General features: G+C 45.1%; 14 protein-coding genes and 1 riboswitch. Of the genes, 13 read left to right on the top strand and 1 reads right to left on the bottom strand.

From position 1 onward, the window contains the following. The first annotated feature begins 1 nt into the window (after position 1). Positions 2–883, top strand: a complete 882-nt coding sequence (gene sdaAA, locus G603_RS0113885) for an L-serine ammonia-lyase, iron-sulfur-dependent, subunit alpha (protein WP_026670603.1) — start codon at positions 2–4, stop codon at positions 881–883. 165 nt (positions 884–1048) lie between these two features. Continuing rightward, entirely contained in the window at positions 1049–2686 is a 1638-nt protein-coding gene (locus G603_RS20485) for a methyl-accepting chemotaxis protein (protein WP_051207901.1), read from the top strand. A gap of 119 nt (positions 2687–2805) precedes the next feature. Here the strand turns inward: G603_RS20485 and G603_RS0113875 are convergent, their stop codons facing one another. Then, on the bottom strand, positions 2806–3651 hold the full coding sequence (locus tag G603_RS0113875) for a hypothetical protein (RefSeq protein WP_026670602.1): 846 nt from the start codon (positions 3649–3651) through the stop codon (positions 2806–2808). Between the two features lie 171 nt (positions 3652–3822). Next, positions 3823–4047, top strand: a riboswitch (cobalamin riboswitch). 131 nt (positions 4048–4178) lie between these two features. Here G603_RS0113875 and G603_RS22895 point away from each other — a divergent pair. The 11 genes from G603_RS22895 (at position 4179) to cobK (ending at position 17425) form a co-directional block, all read left to right on the top strand. After that, the gene (locus G603_RS22895; protein ID WP_242834886.1) at positions 4179–5873 is read left to right on the top strand and encodes a sirohydrochlorin cobaltochelatase; all 1695 of its coding nucleotides are present in this window, start codon (positions 4179–4181) and stop codon (positions 5871–5873) included. A 6-nt stretch (positions 5874–5879) separates the two neighbouring features. Then, positions 5880–7385 carry an ABC transporter substrate-binding protein gene (locus G603_RS20475; protein WP_051207899.1) on the top strand — a complete coding sequence of 502 codons (1506 nt, stop codon included), beginning with the start codon at positions 5880–5882 and terminating at the stop codon, positions 7383–7385. Positions 7386–7469: 84 nt separating this feature from the next. Next, positions 7470–8951, top strand: a complete 1482-nt coding sequence (locus G603_RS0113860) for a cobyric acid synthase (protein WP_026670601.1) — start codon at positions 7470–7472, stop codon at positions 8949–8951. Between the two features lie 69 nt (positions 8952–9020). Further along, on the top strand, positions 9021–9647 hold the full coding sequence (locus G603_RS0113855; protein ID WP_026670600.1) for a precorrin-8X methylmutase: 627 nt from the start codon (positions 9021–9023) through the stop codon (positions 9645–9647). A gap of 8 nt (positions 9648–9655) precedes the next feature. Further along, positions 9656–10786: a cobalt-precorrin-5B (C(1))-methyltransferase CbiD gene (gene cbiD / locus G603_RS0113850; RefSeq protein ID WP_155832685.1), complete on the top strand. Its 1131-nt coding sequence runs from the start codon at positions 9656–9658 to the stop codon at positions 10784–10786. A 13-nt stretch (positions 10787–10799) separates the two neighbouring features. Further along, on the top strand, positions 10800–11567 hold the full coding sequence (gene cobM, locus G603_RS0113845) for a precorrin-4 C(11)-methyltransferase (RefSeq protein ID WP_026670598.1): 768 nt from the start codon (positions 10800–10802) through the stop codon (positions 11565–11567). Then, positions 11560–12588 (top strand): FecCD family ABC transporter permease, encoded by a 1029-nt coding sequence (locus tag G603_RS0113840; RefSeq protein ID WP_026670597.1) that lies wholly within the window; start codon positions 11560–11562, stop codon positions 12586–12588. Before cobM ends, G603_RS0113840 begins: the two co-directional genes overlap by 8 nt. Further along, positions 12578–13660, top strand: coding sequence for an ATP-binding cassette domain-containing protein (locus tag G603_RS20470; RefSeq protein WP_051207897.1), 1083 nt, complete (start codon positions 12578–12580; stop codon positions 13658–13660). The genes G603_RS0113840 and G603_RS20470 overlap by 11 nt, the downstream gene beginning before the upstream one ends. Beyond that, the gene (locus tag G603_RS20465) at positions 13647–14642 is read left to right on the top strand and encodes a cobalt-precorrin 5A hydrolase (RefSeq protein ID WP_051207895.1); all 996 of its coding nucleotides are present in this window, start codon (positions 13647–13649) and stop codon (positions 14640–14642) included. Before G603_RS20470 ends, G603_RS20465 begins: the two co-directional genes overlap by 14 nt. Further along, entirely contained in the window at positions 14632–15372 is a 741-nt protein-coding gene (gene cobJ / locus G603_RS0113825) for a precorrin-3B C(17)-methyltransferase (protein WP_035793338.1), read from the top strand. The genes G603_RS20465 and cobJ overlap by 11 nt, the downstream gene beginning before the upstream one ends. Beyond that, complete coding sequence (cobK, locus tag G603_RS0113820) at positions 15362–17425, top strand: precorrin-6A reductase (protein ID WP_026670595.1); 2064 nt, start codon at positions 15362–15364, stop codon at positions 17423–17425. The genes cobJ and cobK overlap by 11 nt, the downstream gene beginning before the upstream one ends. The last annotated feature ends 70 nt before the right edge of the window (positions 17426–17495 follow it).

Genomic DNA, 17495 nt, shown 5'->3' with positions numbered 1-17495 from the left:
AATGCTTAAATATAATTCTGTAAACGAGCTTGCCCTGGAAGCAGAGAAAAGGGGCATAAAAATCAGCGAGCTTGCCCTTGAGGATCAGGCTAAAAGCATGGAGATATCCCAGCAGGAGCTCTATGAAAAAATGGAAATCAGCTTTGAAGTAATGAAGCAGTCAGTAATTGATGGTATGAAGAAGGATCAAAAATCCATGTCGGGACTGACAGGCGGAGAGGGCTATCTTATGAATTCCTATGCTCAAAACAGTGGCGGGGGCCTTTGCGGTGACTTTTTATCCAAGGCTATTGCCAGAGCTCTCGCCGTTGCCGGCTGCAATGCTTCCATGGGAAGAATTGTTGCTGCTCCGACTGCGGGAAGCTGCGGAATTTTGCCGGGCTGCCTGGTATCACTTTATGAAGACAGGAATTTTGATGAGAAGACCCTGATAATGTCCATGTTTACAGCAGGAGCCGTAGGAATGGTTATTGCGAACCGCGCCAGTATAGCCGGGGCAGAGGGCGGATGTCAGGCTGAGTGCGGAAGTGCCGCAGCAATGGCGGCAGCTGCTCTTGTTGAGGTTATGGGAGGAACTCCGTCAGCCTGTGCCGATGCCTGTGCCATGGCTCTGTCCAATCAGATGGGGCTTGTTTGCGACCCGGTAGCGGGACTTGTGGAGATTCCATGTATTAAGAGAAATGTATCGGGCCTTGTCATCGCTTTTTCCTGTGCAGATATGGCTCTTGCCGGAATCAAGGCGAAGATTCCCTGCGATGAATGTATTGATGCCATGAAGGAAGTGGGAGATGTCATGGCTACTACACTTAAGGAAACTGCAGGCGGCGGACTTGCCACCACACCTACGGGAATAAAGCTGAAGGAAAAAGTATTTGATGAGTGAAGTTATTTTTATCAAACAATATAACGTTATTTAGTTTATAGAAATATAATTATTTCGAATCTATTAGTATGCTATGATATATGCGTAAGTCAGCCAAAGAGATAGTTCTACATGGAAAAATCAACAAATTAAAATGGTGTACAACGCGTAAGGAGGCGTACGAACATGAAGCATTTTTCCGTTAAAACCAAGATCCTGGCAATAGCAATAGTTCCGTCGCTTATTATCGCGGTGGCATTGCTCATCACCGGAGTTTCATTTATGAAATCCGGTATGGAGGGGGAAGTCATTAAAGGACTGCTTTCCTCAGCGTACACATACAAAGACATCGGGGTGCAGATCACCGACAGAGATGCCGGTGACAATGATGTTGAAACTAGTTTGAAGCAGAGTACCGGCTACGATTTTACTTGGTTTGACGGAGATTCACGTAAAAATTCTTCTCTTGGAAGTTCCGTAATAGGGACAAAGGCGGCAGATACCGTAATAAAGGCGGTTATTAATGGTGGTAATTCTTTTACTTCAACCAATACCCAGGTTGCAGGAGAGCCTTATTTTGTAGCATATGTTCCGGTTAAGGATGCCTCAGGTAAAGTTGCAGCCATGGCGTTCACCGGAGTCTCCAGGGCAGCTGTTCAGGCACAGATTATGAAATCAATAATTGTAATGTGTCTTATCGGTGTAGTGCTTATGGTTCTGACAATTGCAGTAGCTACCTACGCTTCTATGGGTATGTCAAATGCCATAGCAGTAATGAATGACAGCATAAGCCATCTTGCAAAAGGAGAATTCAAGAAGTCTGACAAATATCTTGATAGAAAAGATGACATAGGTGTTGCACTTAATAATACCAATGCTCTTGTAACCAAGCTTGAAGAAATAGTTACAGGAATAAGGGAATCTGCAACTCTTGTGGGAACATCATCAGAAGATCTTTCAGACATGGCCAACCAGATTTCACAGACCGCAGAAGATGTTTCAACTGCTGTTCAGGAGATTGCTTCAGGTGCCACTCAGCAGGCAGATGAGATACAGAACGCTGCGGAAAATGTTGGACTTATCGGAGAGGCAGTCGGAAATGTGCAGACATCAACAGGTGATCTGGACACCCTTGCCGGAAAGATGAAAGAGGCTTCCGAAGTATCAAGTTCTTCACTTACTTCACTAAAAGATGCATCTACTGAGATGACCGAAAAGATAGATGAGATTTCAAATGCAATCCAGAGAACACAGGATGCTGTTACAACCATTTCTTCCAAGGTTGAAGGAATAACATCTATCGCTACACAGACTAACCTTCTGTCCCTCAATGCTTCAATCGAAGCTGCAAGAGCAGGAGAGGCAGGAAAAGGCTTCGCGGTTGTAGCAGGAGAGATCGGCAAACTGGCAGAAGACTCCCGTACCATGGCAGACGAGATCAGAAAAGAGATGGAAGTATTGCTTGAAGAGTCAAATGCAGCAGTTCATGCCGCTGATGATGTAAGACAGGGCAACCTGGATCAGCAGAGCGCTCTTGAGGGAACCATAGATTCTATAAATGGAATGTTGGAAGATATCAATTCCACAGTTGGTGGCGTTCATTCTATCAGCAGAGGCGCAGACCAGTGCGAATCCTCCAAGAATGCAGTAGTTGATACCATGAGTGCATTGTCTGCTATTTCTCAGGAAAATGCGGCATCTTCAGAGGAGACAGGAGCATCCATGCAGGAGCTTTCAGCAACCGTTACCATGCTTGCAAGCAATGCCAACAACCTGAAGAAAGTTGCTGAAGAACTGAATCAGGATATAGCATTCTTCAAGTAATTACGGACGGATAATATCCATCATAAAAACATAAAGCGAATAAAATACTTCCCACATCAAAACGGCTTGATTGCCGAAATGATGTGGGAAGTTTTTTGATTGAATATAATGCCGGTCTCTTACAGGGCGGCGCTGAAAACTTTGATTTCAGAAATCAATTTTCCCGAATCGTCATAAATTTCAAGTATGACATCGTGAAATTCCTTATCGCTTGTATAGATTCTGACTTTCCAGCCATCAAGGAGCTTTGGAATGTCAGCAGAGTAGTAGAGTCCATCCTCGTCTATCATGTGGAAAAGATACTTGTCATCATCTGACAGAGGAATGTCGAAGGAATATTCTTTACCTAATTCTTCAGGCTTTACCATGGCCGTGCCCCACACGCTTGTCTTGCGATTTTCCGGGGTATCCCTGATAATCCATACACTTGATGGAGCGACATCATCAACGATTGTTACGTTTATTTTTTGAGTGAATTTTTCTATAGCTTCCGAAAAAGCCTTTCTGGTATCGCTGTCCATGCGCAGATCCCAGGCCCCATCCGGCTTTTTATCCCACATAAGCTCTGCAGAATAACTACTGTTATCCATAAAACCATCCATCACTTTGGAGCCGGCGGCCTTGTGTCTTACGAATTCACAGCCCTCTAACAGCTTCAGTGTCGCATCGTACTCTGCACCTATAATCTCAACCTCTGTAACTACCTGCTGCTTTAGTTCTTTATCAAAAATATCAGTCTCTGCATAGTATTTTTTATCTCTTTTTCTAATGGTGTACTGATCATAAATGTAGCCATAGTCAGAGCTCTGGGTTCCTGTCAGATAGGTGGCCCTGGTAATCTCATAGAGCTTTGGGTCAGTTCCTACCACATAGGTCTTAAAAAAGCGCATATAAACAAATCTCCCTGTGAAAATCAAAGCAATCAGAATGATTATGATTAAAATGAAAAGTCTCAGTTTTTTCATTATTTCCCCCTAAATAAAAGACAAAAGAGCGTCCCTACGCTTAATTATAAGTGTGGACAATCAGTGGTTCAACCGCTTTTCCTTCTAATCTATATGAAAAGAGCAAGACTTGTGTTATCATGGACACAAGATTTTCCGAAGCGATAATGAAAATCAGTTTTAGAAAATCCACAACTTAATTAGACGGAAGGTGTTTGTGGAAGGCACAGCCTTTGCACAAGTGAAAAGGGAAGCGGGTGAGAATCCCGCACGATCTCGTCACCGTGTTTCGAGAGCTTATTCTCATTACCACTGGATCAAAGTGTGGTTGCACAGATCTGGGAAGGGAGAATGGGCGCAGCGCGTATCAGCGCTATATCGATCAGCCGGGAGACCTGCCTGTCGTCGTACATGGGAAACCGGGTCACGAGGAATTGGCTGTACGAAACTATTGTGGTAAATGTCATCTGGCATTTGCCTTATCGTCTTGTGTCCAAATTTCTTACAAAATCCCAAGCCCCATGAGAACACATAGGAGGCATAGTATTATGAAAAAAAAGGTACTGGCAGTGATAATGACTGCAGCACTGGTCATGTCCGCAGCAGGATGTGGCAACAAGGATGCGGCTAATACCGCAGAAACAGAGACAGCAGCAACTGAAGAGGCGATTGAAGCTGTCGAAGAAACAGAAGAGGTTACTGAGAGTGGAGCTCAGGAAAACGCAGATGAGACAGAAGAAGCTGAGGAAGCGCAAGAGACAGCAGAAACAAGCGATAGCGCTGAACTCCAGGATGGCACTTACACAGCTACTTTTACAACAGACGGCAGTATGTTCCATATCAATGAAGCTTATGATAATAAGGGAACACTTACAGTAGAGAACGGAGAGATGACAATTCATATCACTCTTCCTTCACAGAACATCGTTAATCTTTTCCCCGGAACAGCTGAGGATGCACAGAAGGACGGCGCTGAACTCCTTCAGCCCACAACAGACACTGTTACCTATGACGATGGAACAACTGAGGAAGTATACGGCTTCGACGTTCCTGTTCCTGCAATTGATGAGCCTTTCCAGCTTGCACTTATAGGTACAAAGGGCAAGTGGTATGACCACGAGGTTATAGTTTCAGATGTAACCGAAGGCGAAGGTGATGCGGAAGGAAGCAGTGAAGATATGGCGGCAGCAAAGGAAGTAGCAGATCTTATCGATTCTATATATGTTCAGACCCGCGATGAAAACACAGATGAGCTCTGTGCTAAGGCTAAGGAAGCATGGGATGCCCTTACAGATGAGCAGAAGGAGCTTGTTGAGGGTGAAGAAGCAGATCCTGATTATTTCGGAAGAGATACAGGTGATGCATCCAAGGATGATCCGCTTAATGGCGATGATATCGGCGAGAACGAGCTTCTTGTTGTAAGCTTTGGTACATCCTTCAATGACAGCAGAGCTCAGGATATCGGTGGTATCGAAAAAGCTCTCCAGAAGGCATATCCCGACTGGTCAGTAAGAAGAGCCTTCACAGCTCAGATCATCATCAACCACGTTCAGGCAAGAGATGATGAAAAGATCGACAACGTGGAGCAGGCTCTTGACAGAGCAGTAGAGAACGGTGTTAAGAACCTTGTTGTTCAGCCTACACACCTTATGCACGGTGCTGAGTATGACGAGCTTATCGATGTTCTTGAAGGATATAAGGATAAGTTTGAGTCAGTTGCAGTAGCTGAGCCCCTTCTTGGCGAGGTTGGTTCTGATGCAACTATCATCAATGAAGATAAGAAGGCAGTAGCTGAGGCTATCACAGCTGAGGCAGTAAAAGAGGCAGGTTATGACAGCCTTGATGCAGCAAAAGAAGATGGTGTAGCTTTTGTTTTCATGGGCCATGGTACATCACATACAGCTAACGTTTCTTACAGCCAGATGCAGACACAGATGAACGAGCTCTCCTACGAGAACGTATTTATCGGAACAGTAGAGGGTCTTCCTGCTGAGACAGAGCTTTCAGCTGTTATCAACAGCGTTAAGAGCGCAGGCTACAAGAAGGTTATCCTTCGTCCCCTTATGGTTGTTGCAGGTGATCATGCAAATAACGATATGGCAGGCGATGATGACGATACCTGGAAGAGCGGATTCCTTGCAGACGGATCCTTTGACAGTGTAGATTGTCAGATCGCAGGTCTTGGAAGAATCGAGGCTGTTCAGGAGCTTTATGTAAAACACACAGGTGAAGTTATCAAGTAATTAAACATGAATAAAAAGCGGGAAAAAGAATTCTTTAGTGTAAAAATTCTGCTGATCCTGCTGATTTCACTATGTATTACAGGATGCGGCAGTATTTCCGATGGGGAGTACGCCGCATCTGTTACCCTGACGGGAGGCAGCGGCAAAGCTGGCATCGAGTCTCCCTGCAGGGTTACTGTTACAAATGGGAAAGCAGAGGCAGACATAATATGGAGTAGCCCTAATTACGACTATATGATCGTGGGCGGTGAGACCTATCATCCTATAAACACAGAGGGCAATTCCGAGTTCGTGATACCTGTAGAGCTGGATAAAGATATGGAGATTCAGGCTGATACTACAGCTATGAGTAAGCCACATCTCATCGACTATACCCTCAGAATATCCATTTTTGACGATGCGAAGGAAAAGGATGAGGATGCTGAGCCGGTTCCGGATTCAGTTAACGGGGAAGCTTTAAAAACAGCACCCGAAATCCCGGGTCTGTCCTACATCTCTACCGATGAAAACGCATTTGCAGAATGCTTTGCGATACACCGATATGAAGACGGCTATGCTGTTATCAGTGTTGATGACGGCAGAAATTATCTGATTGTACCGGAAGGCAGGACAACAGAACTAAAAAGTGATAATAATATAACTATAATACAAAAACCTTTAAATAAGATTTATCTTGCAGCATCCAGTGCAATGTGTCATTTTGACGCTGTTGGCGCAGTGGAAACCATCGCGCTTTCAGGAACAGAGAAAGAAGACTGGTATATTGCGGCTGCAAAAGAAGCCATGGAGCAGGGAACCCTTCAATATGGAGGCAAATACAGCGCTCCGGACTACGAAAAAATGGTGATAGATGATATAGATCTTGCCATAGAAAACACAATGATACTCCACGTTCCGAAGGTACAGGAGAAGCTTGAAAAGCTGGAAATCCCGGTATTTATTGACAGATCAAGCTATGAGGCAAAACCCCTTGGGCGATGCGAGTGGATAAAAGTATATGGTCTCTTAACAGACAAAGAAACCGAGTCAGACGAGAAGTTTCAAGAGCAGGAGGAGCTTATAACCTCCATAAAAGACAAGGAATTATCAGGGAAAACTGTGGCGATTTTCTCGGTTAATTCTAATCATCAAATAGTTACAAGGAAAAAGAACGATTATTTTGCCAGAATGGTCAGCATGGCAGGCGGCACTTATCTTTTCCCGCAGGAAGAAGAGGATGAGAAGGCAAATACCCAGACCACAATAAGTATGGAAGCTTTCTATGATTATGCCAGAGAAGCGGACATTCTGATCTACAATGCCACCATAACGGATGCGCCTGAGTCCCTTAATGGACTTGCGGACCTTAGCGAGCTTTTTACAGACTATAAGGCTTATAAGTCAGGAGCAGTCTGGTATACAGATAAATCACTGTATCAGTTTGCAGACAAAACAGGCACAATAATCGATAATCTATATAGAATAATTTCTGAAGATAAGGAAGATACAGAGTTTTTCCATAAGCTGAAATAGGACCCACACAGAAGTAACCCCGTGATGGTCTGATGGCGGCAGTTTGGAATTAACGGATAAACAAAGATATAGAGGAGAGCACTTTTGGCGAAAAATCTGATGATCCAGGGCACCATGTCCGGAGCAGGAAAAAGCATATTGACGGCGGGAATACTAAGAGTCCTTCGCCGGGACGGCTTTAGGGTAGCACCCTTTAAATCGCAAAATATGGCCCTAAATTCCTTTGTTACGCCGGATGGTCGGGAAATAGGAAGGGCACAGGCTCTTCAGGCCCAGGCGGCGGGAATGGAGCCTTCTGCGGATATGAACCCCATTCTTCTAAAGCCCATGGGTGATACCACCTCACAGATAATCGTTAATGGGCTTCCCATAGGAAATATGCGAGCTGCAGAGTATTTTAAGATGAAAAAAGACCTGATCCCGGATATAAAGGCAGCATACAACAGACTTGCAGCTGACACCGACATCATCGTGATAGAAGGGGCAGGCAGCCCTGTTGAGATAAATTTAAGAGAAAATGACATTGTAAACATGGGTCTTGCGGAAATGCTGGATGCACCGGTGCTTCTTGCAGGTAATATTGATCCCGGCGGAGTTTTTGCGCAGCTCCTTGGAACCGTGCAGCTTATGTCAGAAAGTGAAAAGGCCAGGGTTAAGGGGCTTATCATCAATAAATTCAGGGGAGATGTATCCCTTCTTGAGCCCGGACTTAATATGTTCAGACCATATCTGGACATTCCCTTTGCAGGAATTGTGCCCTATGTGGAGCTTGATCTTGATGAAGAGGACAGTGTCTCTGAGAGGCTTAAAGTCGGGAAAAAGCTGGGTGTGGGCAAAAATATAACGGGCGATATTGTTGAGATAAAGGTGGTAAGACTGCCATTTATCAGTAATTACACAGACTTTACAATCCTTGAGGGAATATCTGGAGTAAGCCTTTCATACGTAAATAAGCCGGAGGACCTTGAAGGCGCCGATCTTATCATTTTACCCGGGACCAAGAACACCCTAAGTGATCTTAAATGGCTGAAAGATGCTGGATTGTATGACAAGATAACAGAACTTTCCGACATAGGAGCTCTTATAGTCGGCATCTGCGGCGGTTTTCAGATGCTTGGCAGAGTCGTAAGGGATAAATCCGGTGCGGAAGGCGGCGGAGAAGAGAAGGGACTGTCTCTCCTTCCGATTGATACGGATTTTAAGGACGAAAAGACTTTGTCTCAGGTTTCCGGTGAGATAGGAGCTCTTGAAGGAGTCTACAAGCCGCTTTCAGGATTAAACGTCGCAGGCTATGAAATCCATATGGGAGAGACCTTCGCGGAGAGAGCAATTTTCCCTGTGATAACCGAAGGAAATGTCTTTGGAACCTACATGCACGGCATTTTCGATACTGCGGATTTTACAAAGGCAGTTCTGAAGATCATTTATGAAAAACGAGGAATAAATGCAGAGGTTCCGGAAGTCGAGGCAGCGGCGGTTCACCAGGATAAGGAGCTGGATAAGCTGGCAGATGTGCTTAGAGACAGTCTTGACTGGAAGTTGATTTACAATGCGATCGGAATCTGATGCAGATAGCGTCATCGAAGAATAGATGGATTTTTATGGCGGTTAAACGTCATTGCGTGAGGAAAAATATTGAATATCAAACACATACTTCCTTCCGACATTGAGAAGGAGAGCTTTAGGATCATAAAAAGTGAACTTGATGCCATGGGCAAGTCAGTGCCGGAAGAGCTGCTTCCCACTGTTTTGAGGGTGATACATACCACGGCAGATTTTGAATATGCAGACACAATGCGGTTTTCAGAGGATGTCATTGAGAAGGCAAAGGCTGCCATCAGGAGCGGAGCACACATCGTAACCGACACAAACATGGCCCTTAGCGGAATCAGTAAGAAAACCCTTGAGAAATACGGAGGAGAAGTCCACTGCTTTATGGCAGATGCGGATGTGGCTACGAAGGCGAAGGAGCAGGGGGTCACAAGAGCTACCGTCAGCATGGATAAGGCATCCGAAATAGATGCACCCCTGATTTTTGCAATCGGTAACGCGCCTACGGCGCTTATAAGACTCCATGAGCTTATAAATGAAGGAAAAATCAGACCTCTTCTCATAATCGGAGTCCCTGTGGGCTTTGTGAATGTGGTCGAAGCCAAGGAGCTGATTTTGAATGGAGATGTTCCGTATATAGTTAATGAAGGCAGAAAGGGCGGAAGTACTGTAGCAGCGGCTATCTGCAATTCCATTTTATATAACCTGTAGGATTATTTATGAGTGACGTTTTTATCGAAAAAGGCGGGAAAAAGTTAAGATGCGGATTTACCACGGGAAGCTGCGCCACGGCTGCGTCCAAGGCGGCTCTTTTGATGCTTCTTACAGGTGAAAATATGCATCATGTAAGTATCATGACGCCAAAGGGAATCCCTTATAATGCGGAGATTGTGGATATTCACAGGAATGATGCTCTAGAATACGTATCCTGCGCCGTGATAAAGGATGGCGGCGATGATCCTGATGTCACAAGCGGAGCCAAGATATTTGCCAGCGTGTGCCTTACGGATGAAGAAGGCGTCGAGATTGAAGGAGGAGAAGGCGTAGGCAGAGTTACCAAGCCTGGCCTTGATCAGCCAATCGGCGAAGCTGCCATAAATTCGGTTCCACGGAAAATGATCAGGGAAAATCTGGAGGAGGTTCTTAGCCTCTGCGGTATCACAGGAAAAGGTGTAAGGACCATTATCAGTGTTCCTGATGGGGAATATATTGCCAGAAAGACCTTTAATCCCAAGCTTGGAATCGTGGGAGGCATCTCAATTCTTGGAACCACCGGAATCGTAGAGCCCATGAGTGATGCTGCCTTAGTGGAGACCATAAAAACTGAGATCAATGTTCGAAAGGCTGAAGGAAGAGAAATCCTTCTTGCAGCTCCCGGTAATTACGGCCTTACCTTTTTACATGAGGTATACGGCATAGATGAAAACATAGCTGTAATGAGTTCCAATTTTATCGGGGACACAGTGGAGAATGCAGCTGACAGCGGCTTTTCCAAGCTCCTTTTTGTGGGACATATAGGAAAACTCGTAAAGGTAGCAGGTGGTATCAAAAACACTCACTCTATGTACGGGGATCACAGGATGGAGATTTTGTCTGACATCGTAATAGACGTGGCCGGATATGGCCTTGAAAAAAAGATTTTGTCCTGCGTAATGACGGATGAAGCGGTGAGAATAATAAATGAAGAAGGAATAGGCGATTTAGTATTCGAGGAAATGGTCAGCCGGATCAAGAAGAACATGGAGGAGTGGACTGACGGCCGGGTACAGGTGGAAGTGATCGTTTTTTCCAATGAAAATACAGAGCTTGTGGCAACAAAAAATGCCCATGAATGGCTTAGCAAAATATAGAGGAACAGGGAATATGGTACATTTTGTGGGAGCAGGTCCCGGCGCGCCGGATCTTATAACCATTAGAGGAAAAAAACTGCTGGAGCAGGCAGACGTAATAATATATGCGGGATCACTGGTAAATCCCGAGCTTTTATCCTATGCAAAAGAAGGCTGTGAGATTCACGACAGCAAGGATCTGAACCTTGATGAAGTAATAGAGATAATGAAAAGAGCTGACAGTGAAGGTAAGGATATTGTGCGCCTCCATACGGGAGATCCCAGTATTTACGGAGCTGTCAGGGAGCAGATGGATATTCTTGATGAAAGCGGCATAGCCTACGAATCAGTTCCCGGAGTAAGCTCATTTTGCGGTGCTGCTGCGGCACTAAACATGGAATATACCCTTCCGGGGATCACACAGAGCGTCATTATTACCCGTATGGAGGGCAGAACACCGGTGCCTGAGGCTGAGTCCGTGGAGGCTTTGTCCAAGCACGGCGCTACTATGGTATTTTTCTTGTCATCAGGTGATACAAAGCGGCTCTCAGAGAGGCTGATGAATGCCGGAATGTCCGGGGATACGCCCTGTGCCATCGTTTACAAGGCCACCTGGAAGGATGAAAAGAAATACATTTGTACATTGGAGAGCCTTTTTGAAACAGCGAAGGCTCATGATATAAAGAAAACCGCACTAATCATAGTCGGTGAATCGGTGGCTCAGTCGGGCTATGAGAAATCAAGGCTCTATGCGCCTGAGTTCACCACGGAGTATCGAAAAGGAACGGACGCGGATGCATAAACAGAAAAACAGCCGCATAGCAGCGGTTTTTGTGGTTTTGACACTGCTGCTTATAGGCTCACTTGTGATCAATCTGTGCGTTGGAAATGTGCGCATAGATATAAAAACAGTGTTTGACATTCTCTTTTCCGGAGCGGGAGATGAGAAAAAAAGAAATATCATAATGAACATCCGTCTGCCAAGAACGATAATGACCTTTGTCCTTGGCGGAGCTCTTGCTGTGGCCGGATTCCTGCTTCAGACCTATTTTTCAAATCCCATTGCAGGACCTTATATTCTGGGTGTTTCCTCAGGAGCCAAAATGATGGTGGCTCTGCTTTTAATTGTTATCGCGGGAGGAAGAGGCAGCACAAAGGGATATATGCTGATTATCGCCGCCTTTGCGGGAGCACTTCTGGCGACGGGCTTTATTATTCTGATATCCAAAAGCGTTAAAAACATGGCGGCCCTTTTGGCAGCGGGGATAATGATAGGCTACATCTGCAGCGCTATCACGGACTTTCTTATAGCTTTTGCTGAGGATTCCGATATTGTGAACCTCCACAGCTGGTCCCAGGGAAGCTTTTCGGGAGCAACAATGGAAGGGGCCATTTACTGTGTAGTAACAGTGTCTGTTTCCATGATTTTCGTCATGAGTCTCGGAAAAAGCTTAGATGCCCTGAGGCTCGGGGAAGCCTACGCCAGGAGCGTTGGTGTAAACATCAGACTTGCAAGGATATGCATCATAATTCTATCAAGCATACTTTCAGCCTGTGTGACGGCTTTTGCAGGACCGGTTTCTTTTATAGGAATAGCTGTGCCTTTCCTCATGAGAGAGTCCCTTAAATCCTCCAAGCCGGTAGTGATGATTCCCGCATCCTTTATTTCAGGTGCGATTTTCTGCCTTATCAGCGATCTGATAGCCAGAATGATATTTGCTCCCACGGAACTTAACATATCGGCGGTTACGTCGCTTTTTGGCGCGCCAATCGTCATTTTTATGATAATCAGGAGGCATAAGTTAAATAGCCATGAAAATTGAGAGTTTATGCGCAGGCTATCATAAAAAGATCATAGTAAAGGACGTAAATCTTGAGGTAAAAAAGGGCGAGATAATTTCCCTTATCGGACCAAACGGAGGCGGAAAATCCACGCTTTTAAAGAGTATTTCGGGAGAGCTTAAAACAATTTCCGGTACTGTTTATCTGGGAAAAGAGGATATCAGAAAAATCCCTTTAAAAGAACTTTCCAAAAAGATGTCCATTGTAAATACAGACAGGGTAAAGCCTGAGCACATGACGGCTTTTGATGTGGTACTGGCTGGGCGACTGCCCTACAGCGACGGCTTTGGCATGTTCTCTGAAAGTGACAGAGAAGCTGCAAAAAAAGCCTGTGAATTGATGAAAATAGCGAAATTTGAAGAAAAATCCTTCAGCGACCTGAGTGATGGTCAAAAGCAAAGAACGCTGATCGCAAGGGCGATCTGTCAGGATCCGGAGTTCCTTATAATGGACGAACCCACATCCTATCTTGATATAAAGCACAGATTTGAGCTTTTGGATGTGATAAAAGGACTGTCTGAACAGGGTGTGACGGTTATTATGTCTCTTCACGAGCTGGAGCTGGCACTTCAGATCTCACATAGGCTCCTGCTTATCAGAGATGATGGGAGCGTTAGCTGCAGTGATCCCGGCGAAGTTCTTCAAAAGGGAATGATAAAAGACCTCTATGGCATGTCAGATGAGATGTATGAGAGGGTAAAAAAACAGCTGGGAGTAGGGGCTGATGCCACTGACAACAGGAGTGAAAGCAGAGGAGCTGAAAAGTCCGGTAAGGAAATTGTTTCGACCGGTAGAGACGCAGATAGTCCTCGACATTCCTCATATTTTCTGAATAAAGAATGCGAATATTATCCCTGCCATGATCTGGCTGAGGAGAAATTCAGCTGCATGTTCTGCTATTGCCCTTTATATGACATGGAGGACTGCGGCGGAACCTATACCTACACTGAGAAAGGTGCAAAGAACTGTAAGGATTGCACTTTCCCTCACGATAGAGACAATTATCCGGCGGTCATAAAGAAGCTTAAGGAAAAGATGTATGGAAAGAATTGATGCGGGAAAATACAAGTTCATATGCTTTACAGATGCCGGATGCAAGCAGATGGTGAGTATTGCAGAGAAGCTACCGGCAGATGGGGTAGAAGTATTACCTGTCAGCAGCCTGTCAGAATGGACAGGAGAAGTGTTTTTCCAGGGAAATATCCTTGTTTTTATAGGTGCAATAGCCATTGCGGTTCGTGCTATCGCACCGTTTATCAAGGATAAAACCACAGATCCCGGAGTGATAGTAATAGATGAAAGAGGTCAGTTTGTCATTCCGATTTTGGCAGGACACATCGGCGGAGCCATAGATGCAACCTATGAAATTGCAGAACTTTTAGGTGCAGTGCCGGTTGTGACCACAGCTACCGATATTCGTGGCGAGTTTGCCATAGATGTATTTGCAAGAAGGCACGATCTTGAAATCGACGATATGAAGCTGGCAAAGGAGTTTACTGCAAAGCTTTTGTCCGGCGAAGATGCAGTGTTTACGGTATCGCCAAGGACAAGGGATAAGGCCGAGAGCTATAAGGTGGCAGGAAAAGCCTGGGATAAGGATGATTCAAAAAGTTCCAGCACCTGGGAAACAGGCCATAATCCCAATCTGATACCCAGATGTCTGGTGGTTGGTATGGGCTGCAGAAAAGGTAAGAGTTTTGAAGAGTTACATGATTTTTTGATGTCGATCTTATCGGAAAACAGGCTTGATCCAAGGGCGCTTAAGGCTCTTGTATCAATTGATATAAAGTGCGAAGAAGACGGGTTAAGACGCCTTTCAAATGAGTTTGGGATACCTTTTCTCACTTTTTCCGCACAGGAACTTATGGAGCAGAAAGGGGATTTTTCCTCATCAGAATTTGCCCTGAAAACCACCGGGGCGGATAACATCTGTGAGAGGTCTGTAATGGCCTATGGAGCAGGTAAAATGCTGGTTCGCAAAACAGCAAGAGATGGAATGACGATCGCAATCGGAGTGTATGCAGATGAAGAATAAGAAATTATGGGTTGTTGGAATAGGCCCCGGAAAAATAGAGGAAATGACCATAAGAGCAAAGGATGTCCTTGCTGAATGTGATGTTATAGCCGGTTATACGGTTTATTGCAACCTGGTGATGCCATATTTTCCTGAAAAGGATTACATCAGTACTCCTATGATGCAGGAGGAAAAAAGGGTCCAGATGGCTCTGGAAAAAGCAGATGAGGGTTATGAGGTAGCGCTTATCTGCAGCGGAGATGCAGGCGTCTATGGTATGGCAGGTCTCGCACTTGCCGCATCAAAGGACTATCCACAGGTTGAAGTTGAGGTTGTTCCCGGGGTTACGGCAGCTCTTAGCGGAGCAGCTCTTCTTGGAGCGCCGCTAATCCATGATTTTTGCCTGATAAGCTTAAGCGACAGGCTGACGCCTATGGAACTTATCGAAAAAAGGCTTCGCGCCGCCGCTGACGCGGATATGGTAATAGTGCTCTATAACCCGGAAAGCAAAAGCAGAAGCGGATATCTGGCACATGCCTGCGATGTTTTACTTGAGAAGCTACAGGGAGATCGCGTTTGCGGCATAGCCAGAAATATAGGGCGAGACGGCGAAGTCAAAGATATCATGACTCTTGAAAAGCTTAAAGAGTATTCTGCGGACATGTTTTCAACAGTTTTTATAGGTAATTCATCCACACAGAACATAGATGATTTTATGGTGACAGCGAGAGGATACAAAAGTGAGCAGTAAGGTACTTGTTTTTGGCGGAACCACCGAGGGCAGGGTTTTGGCAGGATATCTGAGAGATGCCAAGATTCCACATGAGGTCAGCGTTGCAACTGAATATGGCGGCGAGATTCTTAGAGATACCGGGGAGAACAGCTTTGTGGTTGGCAGGAAAAATGCAAAGGAAATCATGAAGCTTATTAAAAGCGATGATTTCACTGTTGTTGTGGATTCCACACATCCTTTTGCCACAGCGGTTTCAAAGGAGATAAAGAGTGCCTGCAAAAAAACAGGTGTCACCTATCTGCGACTTAAGAGAAACACGGATGCTGGTTTTGACAGTGATAAGCTGACGGTTTTTGTTGATACTCTGGAGGATGCCATTTCTGAGCTTTTGCCGGAAAAGGGCGTGGTACTACTGCTTACGGGCTCTAAGGAGCTTGAAAAAATTACGGCAGGCTTATCTGATGTATCCCGTGTATATGCAAGGGTTTTACCCAATGAGGAAAGTATCTCAAAATGCGTGGATGCAGGCCTTAAGGGCAAGCAGATAATTGCAATGCAGGGGCCCTTCTCAAGGCAGATGAATGTGGCGCTTATAAAGGAAGTAGGGGCATCGGTGATCCTTACAAAGGAGAGCGGAAAAACAGGAGGTCTTGATGAGAAGCTTGAAGCTGCAAGGGAATGCGGCATTAGGGCTGTTGTAATAAGAGACCCAGAAAAGCTTGCAGATAGCTGCGATGGACATGATATCAGAGAGGTTATGGAATATCTTGCAAAGGACTTTGGGGTATCTTCATCCGATTTAAATAGAATCCTCCGTTCGGATAGTGGCTCCGACGCTAAAGCGACGGCTCCTAGCAACCAAAAATCTGAAAAGAGTATCGTTCTTGCGGGAGTGGGCCCTGGAGATAGCAGTTTTTTTACTAATGAGCTTCAGGAAGCTCTTTCCAATGCGGATATTATTTTTGGTGCAGAGTCGGTTATTTCAAGGCTTGAAGGCATAAATGTCCCTAAGATTTCCAAATACAGAGGGGATGAGATATGTGAATTTCTTCGGGAAAATTCCGAATTTAAGAGACCTGTCGCTGTTTTTTCAGGCGATATAAGTCTTTGCAGCGGCGCGAAAAAAGCGGCAGAGATTCTGGAATCAAAGGGGTTCAATGTGGTGACCATTCCCGGAATATCCTCAGTTACGCTGTTTTTAAAGGTGCTTAGAGTCGGACTTGAGGATGTGAGAATCGTCAGTGCTCACGGAAGAAATTGCAATGTAAGCGGTTATGTCAGAGAGTGCGAGAATCTGATAGTACTGCCTTCTGATATGGCTGATGCAGCGAAAATATGCCGCGAAATCGAGCAATATACTGATAAAATCGTGATAGGCTACGAGCTTGGAACCTGTGAAGAGAAAGTATTTGAGTTTGATAATAATGAAGATTCTTTTGTGAATTTACCCGGAAAATGCCTTATTTATGCCCATAATGCAGAGGCTTTACTTCGCCCTGTAAGTGGCGGAATCTCGGATGATGAGTTTATCAGGGGCAAAACTCCAATGACAAAGGAGGAAATCCGCACTATTTCCCTGAGGAAGCTGGCATTAACACCGAATGCGGTCTTTTACGATATAGGAGCGGGAACAGGCTCTGTTTCTGTCGAAGCGGCCCTTACAGCACCGGAAATCCGTGTTTATTCAATAGAGAAAAAAGATACTGCCCTAGCGCTCCTTAAGCAGAATAAAGAGATGTTTAAAGCTTCAAATATGGAGATAATTGAGGGCACGGCGCCTGATGCATTGGTAGATCTGCCAGCGCCAACCCATGCTTTCATAGGCGGAAGCAGCGGCAATATGAAGAGTATCTTAGAGACTGTACTTGAGAAAAACAGAGGTGCCCGCATCGTTATAAACTGCGTCACAGCCGAGACTTTTTCTGAGGTTATGGGATGCGTTCAGGAACTGCCAGTTGGTGAACCTGATATTTTGCAGGTTTGGGCCAGCAGGCATAAAAAGGTCGGTGGTTATCACATGGCAGATGCCATTAATCCTGTATATATCATTACTTTGCAGGGTAAACAGTGAGAGTTGAGCGTTTAAACTAATAAATTCAGAACGCAACATCAAAGGAAATAAATCAGTATTAGTAAGGATG

The organism is Butyrivibrio sp. AE3006, assembly GCF_000424165.1.
GTDB lineage: Bacteria > Bacillota > Clostridia > Lachnospirales > Lachnospiraceae > Butyrivibrio.
This window is presented reverse-complemented; position numbering and strand designations above follow the sequence as displayed.

Excerpts from the sequence above, each read along its gene's own strand:
- sdaAA (WP_026670603.1), top strand. The coding sequence starts at position 2 with ATGCTTAAATATAATTCTGTAAACGAGCTTGCCCTGGAAGCAGAGAAA.
- G603_RS20485 (WP_051207901.1), top strand. The coding sequence starts at position 1,049 with ATGAAGCATTTTTCCGTTAAAACCAAGATCCTGGCAATAGCAATAGTT.
- G603_RS0113875 (WP_026670602.1), bottom strand. The coding sequence starts at position 3,651 with ATGAAAAAACTGAGACTTTTCATTTTAATCATAATCATTCTGATTGCT.
- G603_RS22895 (WP_242834886.1), top strand. The coding sequence starts at position 4,179 with ATGAAAAAAAAGGTACTGGCAGTGATAATGACTGCAGCACTGGTCATG.
- G603_RS20475 (WP_051207899.1), top strand. The coding sequence starts at position 5,880 with ATGAATAAAAAGCGGGAAAAAGAATTCTTTAGTGTAAAAATTCTGCTG.
- cbiD (WP_155832685.1), top strand. The coding sequence starts at position 9,656 with ATGAGTGACGTTTTTATCGAAAAAGGCGGGAAAAAGTTAAGATGCGGA.
- cobM (WP_026670598.1), top strand. The coding sequence starts at position 10,800 with ATGGTACATTTTGTGGGAGCAGGTCCCGGCGCGCCGGATCTTATAACC.
- G603_RS0113840 (WP_026670597.1), top strand. The coding sequence starts at position 11,560 with ATGCATAAACAGAAAAACAGCCGCATAGCAGCGGTTTTTGTGGTTTTG.
- G603_RS20470 (WP_051207897.1), top strand. The coding sequence starts at position 12,578 with ATGAAAATTGAGAGTTTATGCGCAGGCTATCATAAAAAGATCATAGTA.
- G603_RS20465 (WP_051207895.1), top strand. The coding sequence starts at position 13,647 with ATGGAAAGAATTGATGCGGGAAAATACAAGTTCATATGCTTTACAGAT.
- cobJ (WP_035793338.1), top strand. The coding sequence starts at position 14,632 with ATGAAGAATAAGAAATTATGGGTTGTTGGAATAGGCCCCGGAAAAATA.